The sequence below is a fragment of the Paenibacillus albidus genome, assembly GCF_014644435.1.
In the GTDB taxonomy this organism is placed as follows: domain Bacteria; phylum Bacillota; class Bacilli; order Paenibacillales; family Paenibacillaceae; genus Paenibacillus_AQ; species Paenibacillus_AQ albidus.
Genome location: NZ_BMKR01000019.1, coordinates 1 through 14,009, shown reverse-complemented (window position 1 = coordinate 14,009; position 14,009 = coordinate 1). Strand labels below are relative to the sequence as shown.

At 45.1% G+C, this 14,009-nt stretch carries 12 protein-coding genes; 6 read left to right on the top strand and 6 right to left on the bottom strand.

What is annotated here, in order from left to right; all coding sequences use genetic code 11:
- Nucleotides 1–30: 30 nt before the first annotated feature.
- The gene (locus IEY53_RS20255; protein ID WP_189028350.1) at nucleotides 31–1,464 is read left to right on the top strand and encodes a DHA2 family efflux MFS transporter permease subunit; all 1,434 of its coding nucleotides are present in this window, start codon (nucleotides 31–33) and stop codon (nucleotides 1,462–1,464) included.
- Between the two features lie 353 nt (nucleotides 1,465–1,817).
- On the opposite strand, the gene IEY53_RS20250 is transcribed toward IEY53_RS20255, so the two are convergent.
- On the bottom strand, nucleotides 1,818–2,303 hold the full coding sequence (locus IEY53_RS20250) for a PTS sugar transporter subunit IIA (RefSeq protein ID WP_189028192.1): 486 nt from the start codon (nucleotides 2,301–2,303) through the stop codon (nucleotides 1,818–1,820).
- A 121-nt stretch (nucleotides 2,304–2,424) separates the two neighbouring features.
- Here IEY53_RS20250 and IEY53_RS20245 point away from each other — a divergent pair, with 121 nt between their 5' ends.
- Complete coding sequence (locus IEY53_RS20245; protein ID WP_189028191.1) at nucleotides 2,425–3,132, top strand: GntR family transcriptional regulator; 708 nt, start codon at nucleotides 2,425–2,427, stop codon at nucleotides 3,130–3,132.
- 15 nt (nucleotides 3,133–3,147) lie between these two features.
- Here the strand turns inward: IEY53_RS20245 and IEY53_RS20240 are convergent, their stop codons facing one another.
- On the bottom strand, nucleotides 3,148–4,347 hold the full coding sequence (locus tag IEY53_RS20240; RefSeq protein ID WP_189028190.1) for an enolase C-terminal domain-like protein: 1,200 nt from the start codon (nucleotides 4,345–4,347) through the stop codon (nucleotides 3,148–3,150).
- 256 nt (nucleotides 4,348–4,603) lie between these two features.
- On the opposite strand from IEY53_RS20240, the gene IEY53_RS20235 reads away from it, so the two are divergent.
- A complete protein-coding gene (locus tag IEY53_RS20235; RefSeq protein ID WP_229696256.1) occupies nucleotides 4,604–5,899 on the top strand; it encodes a PTS transporter subunit EIIC in 1,296 nt (431 codons plus the stop codon).
- 206 nt (nucleotides 5,900–6,105) lie between these two features.
- On the opposite strand, the gene IEY53_RS20230 is transcribed toward IEY53_RS20235, so the two are convergent.
- Nucleotides 6,106–7,002, bottom strand: a complete 897-nt coding sequence (locus IEY53_RS20230; RefSeq protein ID WP_189028189.1) for a LysR family transcriptional regulator — start codon at nucleotides 7,000–7,002, stop codon at nucleotides 6,106–6,108.
- A 97-nt stretch (nucleotides 7,003–7,099) separates the two neighbouring features.
- Here IEY53_RS20230 and IEY53_RS20225 point away from each other — a divergent pair, with 97 nt between their 5' ends.
- Nucleotides 7,100–8,128, top strand: coding sequence for an NADH:flavin oxidoreductase/NADH oxidase (locus IEY53_RS20225; RefSeq protein WP_189028187.1), 1,029 nt, complete (start codon nucleotides 7,100–7,102; stop codon nucleotides 8,126–8,128).
- 33 nt (nucleotides 8,129–8,161) lie between these two features.
- Entirely contained in the window at nucleotides 8,162–8,674 is a 513-nt protein-coding gene (locus tag IEY53_RS20220) for a DinB family protein (RefSeq protein ID WP_229696261.1), read from the top strand.
- A 220-nt stretch (nucleotides 8,675–8,894) separates the two neighbouring features.
- Here IEY53_RS20220 and IEY53_RS20215 read toward each other — a convergent pair whose 3' ends face one another.
- The gene (locus IEY53_RS20215) at nucleotides 8,895–9,239 is read right to left on the bottom strand and encodes a winged helix-turn-helix transcriptional regulator (protein ID WP_189028183.1); all 345 of its coding nucleotides are present in this window, start codon (nucleotides 9,237–9,239) and stop codon (nucleotides 8,895–8,897) included.
- Nucleotides 9,240–9,848: 609 nt separating this feature from the next.
- On the opposite strand from IEY53_RS20215, the gene IEY53_RS20210 reads away from it, so the two are divergent.
- Nucleotides 9,849–10,202 (top strand): DoxX family protein, encoded by a 354-nt coding sequence (locus IEY53_RS20210; RefSeq protein ID WP_189028181.1) that lies wholly within the window; start codon nucleotides 9,849–9,851, stop codon nucleotides 10,200–10,202.
- Nucleotides 10,203–10,295: 93 nt separating this feature from the next.
- On the opposite strand, the gene IEY53_RS20205 is transcribed toward IEY53_RS20210, so the two are convergent.
- Nucleotides 10,296–13,016, bottom strand: coding sequence for an endonuclease (locus tag IEY53_RS20205; protein ID WP_189028179.1), 2,721 nt, complete (start codon nucleotides 13,014–13,016; stop codon nucleotides 10,296–10,298).
- A gap of 2 nt (nucleotides 13,017–13,018) precedes the next feature.
- Entirely contained in the window at nucleotides 13,019–13,843 is an 825-nt protein-coding gene (locus IEY53_RS20200; RefSeq protein WP_229696255.1) for a M12 family metallopeptidase, read from the bottom strand.
- Nucleotides 13,844–14,009: the final 166 nt, after the last annotated feature.

The following is a 14,009-nucleotide window of genomic DNA, read 5'->3' as shown; positions in this document are numbered from 1 at the left end:
CCCATAAAAAAGGGGCCCATCTTATTCATCATGATTTTGGGCGCCTTTCTTGCGACACTGAATCAGACGGTAATGAGTGTTGCGGTACCGGAATTAATGAAGGATTTTAGCATCTCGGCTGCAACGGCCCAGTGGCTGACAACAGGCTATATGCTGGTTAACGGGGTTCTGATTCCGATTACGGCCTATCTAATGCAGCGGTTCACTACGCGTGAGCTATTTCAAGCCTCTATGTTTATATTTTTGGCAGGAACGATTGTGTCCGCTGTTGCGGCAAGCTTCCCTGTCCTGTTGACCGGGCGGATGATTCAGGCAGCCGGTGCGGGGATTATTATGCCGCTGCTCATGACTGTCATTTTGACCCTCTTTCCTCCTGAGAAAAGAGGAGCAGCCATGGGTATGGTCGGGTTCGCCATAATATTCGCACCTGCGATAGGACCGACCCTGGCCGGATATATCTTGGAACATTACTCTTGGGAAACTATGTTTTACGGGATGATTCCGCTCACTCTTATTGTTATCGCCTGCGGATTTATTTATTTGAAAAATGTATCGGAACGCTCCTTTCCCAAGATCGATATGGTCAGCGTTGCGCTCTCCACCATCGGCTTCGGAGCTTTACTGTATGGCTTCAGCCGGGCCGGCAGCGCGGGGTGGTCGAGCGTGGAAGTACTTCTGTCTATTGGCGCGGGCGTCCTTTCCCTGGCCTTGTTTACTTGGCGGCAGCTGGTTTCCCGGAATCCGCTTCTTGATCTCCGGGCCTTCAAATACAACATGTTCTCCTTAACCACCATTATCAGTATCGCAGTTACAATAGTGATGTATGCGGATATGATGCTGCTTCCTCTATACCTGCAGAATGCCCGCGGCTTTACAGCGATGGAATCCGGCTTGCTGCTGCTTCCCGGCTCGCTGCTGATGGGGGTTCTGATGCCGGTCACCGGCAAGCTGTTCGACCGGTACGGGGCGAAATGGCTGTCCATTATCGGCCTGCTGATTACAATCGCCACAACGCTGAGTTTTATGAACTTGACAGACTCAACCAGCTATACCTATCTGGTTCTTATGTCCACAGGCCGCCGGGTCGGGATGGCAATGTTCCTGATGCCTATTCAAACGGCAGGCCTAAACCAATTGCCGAACAAGCTTAACGCACACGGCACAGCGATCTCCAATACGATCAGACAAGTGGCCGGCGCCATAGGCACTTCTCTGCTGGTTACCGTAATGACCAGCCGCACCACGGCTCACTTACAAGATATGATGGCAAGCGGTACACAAGGCGCTACACAGGAACATATGGTTATGGAAGCTTCCATCCAAGGCATCAATGATTCCTATCTCGTCATTGTGGCCATTGGCATCATCGGCTTATTGCTCTCCTTCTTTATCAAACGTGTAGGGCAAGCCTCCGATCCAGAGCCTGAATTGAAGCTCAAAAAGTTAGTTGCCGAAAAGGCCTAAAAAATAGGGCAGTCCCAAAAGCTGTAACGACAACTTGGGACAGCCCTTATTTTTATGTAGGATACACAGGTAAACACTTGGCGAGGAGGACCAGAGATACGTTATTTCGCGAAATTAGCTCATTTTGGGGGCCAAACGGACTCAGGAGCCGCTACATGAGCCATTGACCCTCGTTTTGGGCTAGAGATCAAAAATAAGAGCTCCTGTGTCCGTATAAATGAACAACACCCTCCATTGCCGCAAATAAGGTCAACTGAGTCCGCCTCCTTGCATAGCCGGTCCGCTGACGATTTGTTGCCCGGCCCCAAATCAACCGCTGATTATGGATTTGCTTGACACTGGATTAGTCGTGTCTATTCACTGAGGTAGTGTATTCGCAGGATGGCTTCTCCTTCAAGCGGTTCCACGCTCCGGATACACTCTTGCCCCGCTGGAACAACGACGGGAGTCAGTATGGAATAACCCGCCCGACTAATCGTTTCCATATCAAATTCAAGCAGAAGCTGCCCTTTCTTCACCTTGTCCCCACTGCGTACATGTGCTTTGAATCCCTCGCCTTTGAGCGCTACAGTATTCATACCGACATGAATTAAAACCTGGGCTCCGGAGGTGTGCTCGATCAAGATGGCATGTTTGCTTTTCTCCATGATGTGGGCAATGTTGCCGTCAAAAGGAGCCGTAACTTTACCGAGGTCGGGAAGAACGGCAAAGCCTTCACCCATTGCTTTACTGGAAAATGCTTCATCTTCAACTTCTTCCAGAGGTATAATTTTCCCGGATAAGGGTGAAATAAGGTCAAGATACGAAGGTGCTGCGTTTTTTTTCTTACGTCCAAACATTTGATGTTCCCTCCTGAAATAACAAATTAATCAGTGTTAAAATGAATAAATGAATAAGCAAACGAAACGGTATGTTACAATATCAACTGTATACCCGACTACCATTTTGGAGGTTCCGTTAATGAATAAAAAGGAATTTGTCATAAACGATTTGTTAAGCAAAATATACCAAAATCATTTTCGGGATGGGAAACTTCCAACAGAAAGAGAGCTCGCGGCACTATACAGAGTTTCAAGATATACAATACAAGAATCGATCAAAAAGCTGAAAAATATGGGTATGGTTAAAGTCGTGCAAGGTTCGGGCATTTTTATCAACAAAAATCTCCAAGCAAGCCCGTTGATCTATAATTCTTTAACTGAAAATCCCTACTCCAGTATCACATCCAAAGTAATCGAACTGCAAAAAGTCCCGGCCGGTACAGAAGACCAACAAATTTTTGGCGTAACAAGCCAGGATGAAGTATGGGTATATCAAAGATTAAGAATCGTAAATTATCAAACCACGCAGATTGAGTTGTCCAGGTTGCCGGTAACCCTTTTTCCAATTCTGACCTACCAGGATGCGGAACACTCTATACAGTCGTATGTGAAAAAACACAAGTATACCATCTCTCATTATCTGAATACCTATGAGGCCATTGCGCTTAATCAGCAGCAAGCCACACTTTTACAGCAAAAAAGGAAAAGCCCCGCAATGAAAATCTCAAGCCGTGGCATTCTAAATGATGGAACCATTTTTGAGACAAGCGAGATCATAGCCATCGACTACAGATGTACTTACTTGACGGCTTTTAATAATGAACATCATAAAAGAAGGATTCATTGAATCGTTCTTAACCTGTTAAGGGGTAATTAGTGTTCCGTCCGGTATTCTCGCTTGCGTCCATTCATGCATCCTGTAAGCAATAGGGTATCGGCCAGCCGCTTCTTCATCGAATGTTACCCCAATTCCCGGAAGATCAATAGGATAGATATAACCGTTTCTGGCATCCACAATTGGAGAAAAGACACTTCGGGTATTCTCTTGAATCGGGATATTCTCTTGAATAGCGGCACTGTGCAGGTGTATGTTGAGATGTGTATTGACAGCAATGCCGATAGGCGTTATATCCGATGGAGTATGCCAAGCGATTCGGACCCCGAAAGATTCACATAAAGCTCCAAGTTTTAGCGCAGGCGTGATTCCCCCGATTTGAGAAACATGGCAGCGAATAAAATCAACTTGTCTGTTAACAATAAGACTCTTCCATTCCAGCGGGTTATTAAATAATTCACCGGTGGCGAGGGCCGTTGACGTTTGGGAGCGAATTTGACTTAACCATTCATTCTGATCGGGCGGCAAAAGGTCCTCTATAAAATAAGGCTTGTAAGGCTCGACTTCTTTGGCGAATTGCACAGCCTGATTAGGAAAAAGCCGTTCATGCACATCATGCAGAATGTGAAACTGGTTGCCATATTTCTCTCTTAACATAGAAAACATCTTTATGGTTGTCTCCATATACTCGTCTTGATCGTAATAAGACCCTTCAGTGGATTGTTCCGGGGAGTGGAGATTTGAAGGATTCCCGCCATAAAAACCAAGCTGGCAACGGATATGTTTATATCCTTGTTCCAGAATAGAGTCTACCTCTTGATATAATCCCTCGATCGTGTCTGCGACCGCATGAGTATATGCGGGAATAGCGTCCCTTGATTTCCCCCCAAACAACTGGTACAAAGGCATACCGGCAATTTGCCCTTTAATATCCCACAAGGCCATATCCACCCCTGAAATCGCATTATTGATCACCGGCCCATTTCGCCAATAGGAATTGACCATCATCATATGCCATAAATCCTCAATATGGTTCGCGTCTTTTCCCACCAGTACGGGTCTGAGGTACTCCTCAACTATGACTTGAACCGCTTTGGGGCGTTGTTGAAAGGTCGCGCAACCATATCCGGTTATATTTCTATTTGTTGTTACCTTGACGACGACCAAATTATGCCGATCTGGTTTAAGTACAAAACACTCCACGTCTGTAATGATGGAAGGGATCATATTATTCCTCTTTTCTGTAAATTCTAAACCCATTTAAACATGTTTAATTCGGAGAATCAATTTGGTCGGCAAAACACACCCATACATAATAATTACCAGTCCAATTTCATGAGTTTTATTTGAAAAACCCTTTTAAATCAAGGATTTATTGAGGGTCTCGGTCAATTTTGGACTGCTTTTATTCAAAGTTGCTTTGTGATACTATTCAGCTTGTAAACGTAACCAACAATCATTACTTAGGATAGGAGAATTTCGTATGAGTAAAGAAATAATCGTACAAGACATTATTGCCGGGGTCGGCGGGGAGAACAACATTGATAATGCGTGGCATTGTATGACCCGGCTCAGATTTGATCTAAAAGACAAAAGCAAAGTGGACATGGAGAAAATAAAAGAATTGGACCCTGTTTTGGGAGCCCAATTCAGCAATGATCAATTTCAGATTATTCTCGGTCCCAAAGTCAATGAGTACTATAACGTCCTGGCTCGTGAATTAAAGATTTCCGATACCAATCCTGCATCGGATGGAGCCGAGGAGAAAAAAAGAGATTTTGTTACCGTATTTATGAATATTGTGTCCGGGGTTTTTGGCCCTATTGTTCCGGCTATTGCCGGGGCGGGTCTAATCAAAGGACTGATTGCCGGTTTGACCGCCCTTCATATCATTTCTGATCAGAGCCAGACCATTCAAATCATCAATATGATGGCAAGCGGCGTGTTCACCTTCTTACCCTTCTTCCTGGCCGCTTCTGCAGCTAAAATATTCAAAACGAATGAGTATCTGGCGATCGCTATTGCTGCTACGATTATGTTTCCAACGATGATTGATGCCGCCAAAGCCGGGGAAACATCGGCATTTCATTTCCTGGATCTTATTCCTATCCCTGTCTTTAACTATACGGGAACAGTAATTCCAATTATCTTTGCGGTATGGGCCATGAGCCATATTCACAGAATAGTGAACAAGTTCATTCCGGAAGTGCTAAAAACCGTAGTAACCCCTACATTGACGCTGTTTATTTCAGGTTTTCTTGCCCTTTCAGTGATCGGTCCAATCGGTATACACTTGGGTAATGGACTGGCTTGGATTGTTCAAGGATTGTTTGGGATCTCTCCTATTCTTGCAGGTATTATTGTTGGTGCCATCCGTCCGCTTGCAGTCTTGACCGGCATGCACCATGCGATGACACCGATCGCTCTGCAAAACTTCGCTACCCAAGGATATGACATGCTGATGCCAATGATGTGCATGGCTAACTTCTCTATTGTGGGTGCTACTTTCGCAGTATACTACAAGGTTAATACCCGGAAGGAAAGGTCAATTATTGTTTCAGCCGCAATTTCCGGTCTGTTGGGAATTACTGAGCCCGCTCTGTTTGGTGTCCTTGCCAAATACAAAAAAGCGTTTCTGGCAGCCACTATCGCTAGTTCAGTCGCTTCAGCATTTATCAGTTTCTTTGGTGTCAGACTGTACGGATATGTTCTATCAAGCATATTCAGCATCCCTGCGTATATCGGGCCTTACTTTGTGTACGCGACTCGGGAATGGTAATGGCTATAGTAGTATCCTTTGTCTTGTGTACTCTGTTCCTGGGCAAAGATGACATTACCGCAGCCGATAAAATGAACAAAAACCTTAAGTTAGCTTTAGATGAGAAGTAAGGATATCTTGCAGCAGTGAATGTAAACAGCGGCAGTCATGGACTATATTCCGTCCATGGCTGCCGCTGTTTCTTTTATTGGGGTCAGTCTAATATCTTAGCTACTTAGTTTTGGATGTAATCCATTTTCAGTTGTAAATATGTCCTTCGCCACTGTAAGAAACGCTTGAACCGCTGGAGAAGGACTCGATGGAAAAGCTAATGCCACACTACGCCAATTCAATTGCTTAAGGTTACCAATTCTTATATTCTGCTGGTCTTTGAGAAACAACTCAGGTCCGATTGTAATGCCAAGCCCTTCTTGTACCATACTTGTAATCGTGGAACAGTCCTGAACTTCAAAGCGAATAAACGGTTTTATCTTGGCTTGAGAAAAAATCTCATCAACATGAGTGCGATAAACTCCTTTGGGCATAATAAACGGTTCGTCTTGCAACTCTTGTATGTCAATTGTATTATATTTTTCGAACCGATGTCCTTCGGGAAAAGCAACAACCATTTTATCTTTGATTAATGGCAATACATTCAGATTCGTATTCATATATTGTTGAACAACAATGCCGATATCAATGACCCCCGTCTCAAACCACTCCATGATTTCTCCATAGGTCCCTTCAAAAAAAGTAAAATCAATGTTCGGATGTTTCTTATGAAACTTAGAAATTATTTTTGGTAATATGCAGGAAGTTGCGCTTGCGAAACTTCCGATTCGTATGGTACCAGCTTCAAGATTTGTGGCAAAAGCTACTTCTTGTCTGATCTTTTCCATCTGGTTTAATATTTCCCGTATATGAATTAGCATTTTTTGACCCATTTCTGTAAGCATAAACCCTTTTTTACGATCGCGAATTAAGAGAGTAATTCCCCATTCTGATTCTAACCCAGCTACAGCATGGCTTACGGCAGATTGAGTCATATTAAGCCTTTCCGCTGCTTTTGTGAAGCTGCCTAATTCAACTACTTTAGTAAAGATTTCAAATCTCGCTAAGCTCATGAGCAACCCCTCATATTAATCATTAAAATTATCAATTTGATTCATGCTAACACGGGGCATATACTTATGCAAGTAAATATCTTTGGAGGTAATTGCTATGAGTCATAAACTGTTTTCTTCGTATGATCTAAAAGGTTTGCACTTAAATAATCGCATCGTTATGGCGCCAATGTGTCAATATTCAGTAACAGCCAAAGACGGGAAACCAAACGAATGGCACTACGTTCACTATCTTAGCCGTGCTATTGGGGGTACAGGTCTCATTATTATGGAAATGACTGATATAGATCCCAATGGCCGAATCACTGATTTCGACCTAGGTCTGTGGTCAGATGAGCATATTCCGGCATTCGCGAAAATTATCGACGGCGTACACGCTCATAACGGCAAAATCGGGATTCAGATTGCTCATGCGGGACGAAAATCCGAAGATGTCCCCCTACCCATTGCTCCATCTGCGATAAAGTTTCCAGGAGCACTCTACAAAATGCCGCGTGCACTTACAACCGTAGAGGTTCAAGACGTCGTCCGAAAATTTGCCGATGCAGCCCGCCGTGCTGTAAAAGCCGGTGTAGATACGATCGAACTTCATGGAGCTCACGGCTATTTGATTCATCAGTTCCAATCACCACTAACCAATAAACGAGATGATGTATACGGCCAAGACCTTGCCCGCTTTGGCGTAGAAGTCATTCAAGCAGTCAAAAAAGAAATGCCTGCGGATATGCCTCTCATCTTCCGCATCTCGGCAGTGGAGTATGTCGATGGTGGCTACGATATTCAACACGCCATCGAATTATCTAAAGCCTACCAAGCTGCAGGTGTAGATGCTTTTCATGTGAGTACAGGAGGAGAAGGGCCTGCTGGTAAAAGAAAGCCGGGGAATTATCCCGGATATCAAGTTCCTTTTGCATATCAAATTCGTGAGGCGGTGAACTTGCCTGTTATTGCAGTAGGTATGCTTGAAGATCCCAATCTGACTGAATCCGTCATCAGCCGCCAAGAAGCAGATTTCGTTGCCATTGGCAGGGGTATGCTGCGTGATCCCTATTGGGCTACGCATGCAGCCATCACACTTCTAAATGAGCTAAATAATATTCCAAAACAATACAGAGATGCATACTAACTTTAGGAATTAGGGAAGGAGAGAGTGAACGATATGCTGCAGCGGCCAGAACCCAATGAGTATGACCCCTATTTCTCCATTTACATCAACTGTATCCCTTACGGTGATATCATTCAATTTCTTCAACAACAACGTAATCAGATAAATGCCTTATTCACTGAGCTTAGTGAAGAGCAAGGAAAACTGCGTTATGCTCCCGGGAAGTGGAACTCTAAGGAAGTGCTCGGTCATATAACCGATTCGGAGCGTGTAATGAGCTATTGGATGCTTAGTGTTGCGCGTGGAGATACAACGAACCTTCCGGGCTACGATCAGGATATGTTTGTTAACAACCGCTCTTTCGGAGATTGTACGCTAGCGGAGTTGATTACAGATTTCCAAGCTGTCAGACAAGCGACGTTATCCCTCCTGACCACGATTAAAGAGAGTGCTTGGTTACGGGCTGGCATGGTGGTCAATAAAGATGTGACAGCTCGTACACTACTTTATATTATTGCCGGTCATACGGAACATCATTTGAATCTAATTAAAATGCAGCCCTGTTGAGTTCGTGCAACAGGGGAACTGTTGACATCTCCTCAAGCCCGTCCGTCCGTCAGAGCTTGAAATGCAATTGAACAAAACCATACATCAAACGATCTGTCCGCGAAACTGGTGTAAGACCCCGATCATTGGCATCGTCAGGCAGTATATCGAAAAGTGTCCATGTGGTGAATGATCATACGGAAACAGACATAGTTTCAGATCAGGTCTCATGAAGATTAGATCACGACCCTGGCTGATCTTCCCCATACAGTTCGTTCAAATGCGCGATATGATCCACTCCCCAGTCATTCATGGCCTGCAATAAAGGGGTCATTCGTTGACCGTATGCTGTAATGGAATATTCGACTTTGGGCGGAATTTGCTGATAGACCTCGCGGTGGATGATATCGTGATACTCTAACTCCCTTAATTGTTGGGTGAGCATTTTTTTGGTGATGTCAGGGATCGTTTTTTGAAGTTCGCTAAATCTCATCGTGCCATTTGAAAAAAGACGAAGCAGGATTACAGGCTTCCATTTCCCAACAAGGATGTCCAACGCCGTTTCAAATTTACAGTAAGTAGTCATGATAAGCCCTCCGATCCTTTATCTTCCTATATAGATTGAACTTATAATTTTCTATTTGGGATTGGATCGTGACTACGGTGAATGTTTGGACTTCCGGCCGCTGCCCGTCTGCAGATTTCTTTATTTATACCGCTCTACACGGTTGAAATCTGCAGACAGTTTATGCTTACGATGCGAGCTTTCCTGCGGAAAGCTTTCGGGCGGTCGCTACCGCTCCTTCAGTTCCAAAATTCCCCTCCGTCTCGATTCCCTTATTCTTATATTTTGAGGTCAATCTATATAAGGTTTCTTTTTGTATACTATGTTTATTTCAAGTACCTACTTCCCATTAGTGATCCCATAAAATATTATAGGCCTATATAGAATAAACTTGAGATATTTCCAATATAGGTTGTGGTCGTAACTGCGGTGAATGTTTGGACTTCCGGCCGCTGTTGTCCCCAGATTTCTTGATTATACCACTATTCGCAGTGGAAATCTGGGGACAAAGGCGGACGCTATCGCTCCTACAGTTCCAAAATTCCCCTCCGTCACTCTCACCCTTGTTATTGCATTTTTCAGTTCATTCTATATAGGTGTTAAAGATGCACAAGGAGGAGCTAAGAAATCATGAATATCGCATTATGGATTGTACAAGGGATTTTAGGGTTAGGATTTATTTACTCCGGTTGGATGAAGGCGTTTCAGTATGAAAAAGCAAAAGTGTCCTGGCCTTGGGCAGGCGAAGTATCGAGAGGGTTGGTTGCCTTTATTGGGATAGCGGAGTTGGTTGGCGTACTTGGGATCATTGTGCCTCAAATGGCGAATATAGCACCTGTCTTAACGCCGATCGCCGCAATCGGGCTTGCCGTAATTGTTCTGTTCGGAGCCGCATTCCATATGATGCGTAAAGAATATAAACAAATTGGCGTGAACATCGTTTTCTTCGTGTTAGCCGTAATTGTTGCAGTGGGACGCATGTGAAAAAGACGCTTCCAGCCCCACTTATGCATTGGTTTTAGAGGCGTCTTTTTATATACTCCAAGTCATTCTATAGTGCAATTATTGGCTGACAGCTCAGCCTCCGAAATCAATTTGGCTGACGATTTCCGGCAGATCAATGAGCGGATTCCGGTTTCCCTGCAGTGCGTAAATAGCCTGGTTCCGGTGCTTCTCATGCAGAGTGACAGGATGGTTCTTATGCCAATCGAGCAGCAGATTGATATCAACACGACCTTGCTTCTGAATTTTGCCCGGGTAACGCAGCAGGAAGTACAGCACCGCTCTGGCGGCCTCACCTTTGCCGCTCTCCGGCTCGAAACGGATGGTTCCGCCCCGCTTGCCGCATTCATTGCGGATGGTTTCACGGTAGGCCTCAGGATTGTAATCGGCAAAATCATAATAAGGGATATTGCTTCTGTAGCTGTTGCACTCTTTTTCGCAAATATACAAATGGTGCAGATCGCCTTTCATGGGAGACGCTTTCTGAAACCAGGATTGGGGAACGACATGTTCCACATTATAGACAAACTTCTCCTCCAGCATCTCCTGGAACCCTTCTTCATTTGCTTGCCCATGAAGCGCCAGACTTGCCATAAACTCTTGTCTCAACTGCTCGGTACGGAAATCCTCCTGAATCAACTGTTCGGCATCCAGCGTTTTGCCCGAGTAGAGGCTATGAAGATTACCGTTCTCGCGCAGATCAACCCCTGAATACAATTGCGCCCTACTTGAAGCATATGAGAAGATACTCGTATGCGTATCCAGCAATAAACGATGAAGCTGTTGAAACAGTTGGCTACCTCCTCCCTGCAAGTTGATACTGCGATAGTAGTTCACCATATCGAACCTGTCCTTATCGGCATCATAATATTGCCGTTCTTCTTCCAGGTGGATGCGGCTCAGGTTGAGCTTCAGCAATGCCTTTTCCAATGTGCTCTCTTCAGCCCAAATGACATTTGGACCCGGAGCATGCGTCAACGTCCCAATTTCCGCAGGGCTGTCCTTATAGACGATCCGCAGTACCAAGGGAACATGATCCGATATATTTTTCAAATAATCGGCCATGGACTTATCATAACGGACAATGCCGGCATCATCCTTCTGACGCCCGTTAGTAATCACTCCTGTTTTAGTGTCTTTGGTAACAATGATATGATCAATTAAAGACTGATGATTGCCGATATAAGAGAGATAACCGGCCTGGGCATCGTCCAGGGTCAAAGTAATCACCGCAGGTGAATTCATAATCGGGCGGAGCGAGGCACTGCCCGCATCATCATTAAGATCTCCCCCCAGTATAATTGGCAGCTCCCGGAACTCATCCGTTTGCTTCAAATCCTCGATAATAACAGCCAAAGTCTCGGCGGCAACGGTTCGTCTGGACGTGCTGAGCGCATCCCGCATAGCTTTCAAGTGAACGACGATCATCAGAAATTGGATGTCCTGTCCTTCTTCATTCACAGTACACAAAGCAAACAGCGGTTCCCGATTGTCCGGAAAAGCCGGCTTACCATTCACCGTCGAAGCCAGCAACCGGCTGTACTTGCGATTGATGTCGTTCCTTAGCTCCACCTTGGTCGTAGTGGTATCGTACATGACCGCCAAATCCTGTCTGCTCCCGGCATCCAGATACACATAATCCATTGAGGCTCCCCTAACTTTTAGCTCTTTAACCAGCTGGTCCAGTGCCCCTCTCTCCACCTCAACCAGTCCCAGCGCATCCATGGACATCTCCGAGACGATACGTGCGATGTCTTTCACCCGCTGTTCCTTGACACTGCTGTTGAAATGCTCAATATTCCAGAATCCAATATCCGCAAATCGCTTGTCTCCCTTGAAGGACGGGATTTCAATTTCGGCAAGATCTCCAGAATCATCAATCAGTCCCTCAACATCATAGAAGCCCAGATAAGGCGAAGTTCCCTCCAGCTTCTGTGTCAACTGCACTGCCGCCGCATCTCCGCTCTGGGCAAGCGCAATCAATTTGGCTACAATGGCTGATATCCGAATACCTTCGTTAACAGCCTCTGTTTCAGCCTTATCGGTATACCAGCCTGCGTGATGCAAAGCAACCAACTGCCATTGATTGTTGAATACTGCCGCGCCGGACGTACCCGGCTCCGTGTCGGTGATATAATGAATTACTTTTTCATAGACATAGCTTACCGTATTATCCTGAAGGGCAATCTCCTTCTTCCTTCCTCTAGGATGCTGAATAATATTGGCATACTCTCCACGGGTAATGGTCGTCGGGCTTCTCAGCAGCTTTACCGGGACGATCTCTTCGATACCAGCTGTCTCACAGGCCACAATGGTAAAATCCAATTCTTCAAAGGGTGAGGTAATAAACAATTCTTCCGGCTTAAGCTTTAACTTGATGGTATTTCCATTCTCTTCATATCCGAATTCGGCATAGCTGTTGCCAGCCTCTTGCGCACTCTCCAATACATGATGATTAGTCATGATCATTCCCCGGTCGATCAGAAAGCCAGTTCCCAGCCCTGATGGTGCGAGAATGCGGCATACCGCCTTGGCACGTTCCACCCCTTTGCTCAGGAAATCAATCGGCAGCAGATTGCTGTCGCTGTGGATTTTCTCCATAATCTTCCATTCGGTTTCCCTTCTCAGTTCTTCATTGTCTGCCCACTCCTGCTCATCGGGGGTAATATGCAGAATGGAGATGGCACGGCGTTTGACCAAATCGCGGTAGTCATCGGGAGATAACGGCTTGGCATCAGCAACTGCATATTGGCTGCCTACCAATGAGAACGCTTTGTCACTTGTTGTTGTAATCATCTTCATTCTCCTCTCGTAACGGGATTGGCTGCACGGTCACCGGCTCCGGCTGGTACAAGCAAAGGTTCGGCCTCGCTTCTTCCCGGATACATTTGTCCGATAAAACGCTTGTCGTTCTCAGATAATTGGGTGTTGCTCTTTACTTCAAAATTGTCGATGGTTTGGTTGTTGGGGATGGGGTAAACCATAATGGATTTTGGATCAAATGGGGTCGCGAAGGCCTCCGACAAGGTGTATTTGAAAAACAAATTGGTATCAATTTCTTCTTTAGTCCAATTGTTAGGAGATCCCATATAATAATCGTAAACCTCCTTTTTATTCCATTTAATGTTTGCCATAGGACTTGAATGCTCATGAGGGCAGCCCAGCGCATGGCCGAATTCATGAATGACAGTACGCGAATATTCCTCTTGCTCTGTAGAACTGTCGAACCAGCCAAAGTTCATTGTCGGCTTATTCTTAGAGATGGCCAAGCAGTCCGTTCCGAGATAAGACCATGAGCCATTGTACTTAAAAGAAATTCGGATCTCTGCGTTAGGATCTTGAACAAAAAAGAAACGGATATTGGCATGTTTTTCCCACTCGTGGGCATATTTCTCCACATTGGACTGAACAACCGGGTCTCCGTCCATGAAGAACACCTTAATCGTTCTGCCTGGTCTCCATCTTTTTGCTTTCAACACAGCTAATTCCCGGTTGGAGGCACTACCCCCTTCACCAGGCATATTGTCCGGGTTCTCTTCCACAGCAAGACGGTTAGCCTCTGCCTGAAGCTCCAGCGGCAATATTCTCAGCATACACGAATTTTTTTCCTCAGCTTTGTTCATAGTTGCACCTTCCTTGGGTTTATTTTTCACTAATACCAGGGCATTCTGCTGGCCCTGAACTATTATGCGAATTTGATCACGTAATATTCCACTCCAAGAGATGCATAAAACACAAAAACCAGCTAATACTTGTCAAGGATTTTGTATTGGAGATTAACGTCCATCT

Coding starts and splice junctions, on each gene's coding strand:
- IEY53_RS20255 (WP_189028350.1), top strand. CDS start 31: ATGATTTTGGGCGCCTTTCTTGCGACACTGAATCAGACGGTAATGAGT.
- IEY53_RS20250 (WP_189028192.1), bottom strand. CDS start 2,303: ATGTTTGGACGTAAGAAAAAAAACGCAGCACCTTCGTATCTTGACCTT.
- IEY53_RS20245 (WP_189028191.1), top strand. CDS start 2,425: ATGAATAAAAAGGAATTTGTCATAAACGATTTGTTAAGCAAAATATAC.
- IEY53_RS20240 (WP_189028190.1), bottom strand. CDS start 4,347: ATGATCCCTTCCATCATTACAGACGTGGAGTGTTTTGTACTTAAACCA.
- IEY53_RS20235 (WP_229696256.1), top strand. CDS start 4,604: ATGAGTAAAGAAATAATCGTACAAGACATTATTGCCGGGGTCGGCGGG.
- IEY53_RS20230 (WP_189028189.1), bottom strand. CDS start 7,002: ATGAGCTTAGCGAGATTTGAAATCTTTACTAAAGTAGTTGAATTAGGC.
- IEY53_RS20225 (WP_189028187.1), top strand. CDS start 7,100: ATGAGTCATAAACTGTTTTCTTCGTATGATCTAAAAGGTTTGCACTTA.
- IEY53_RS20220 (WP_229696261.1), top strand. CDS start 8,162: ATGCTGCAGCGGCCAGAACCCAATGAGTATGACCCCTATTTCTCCATT.
- IEY53_RS20215 (WP_189028183.1), bottom strand. CDS start 9,239: ATGACTACTTACTGTAAATTTGAAACGGCGTTGGACATCCTTGTTGGG.
- IEY53_RS20210 (WP_189028181.1), top strand. CDS start 9,849: ATGAATATCGCATTATGGATTGTACAAGGGATTTTAGGGTTAGGATTT.
- IEY53_RS20205 (WP_189028179.1), bottom strand. CDS start 13,016: ATGATTACAACAACAAGTGACAAAGCGTTCTCATTGGTAGGCAGCCAA.
- IEY53_RS20200 (WP_229696255.1), bottom strand. CDS start 13,843: ATGAACAAAGCTGAGGAAAAAAATTCGTGTATGCTGAGAATATTGCCG.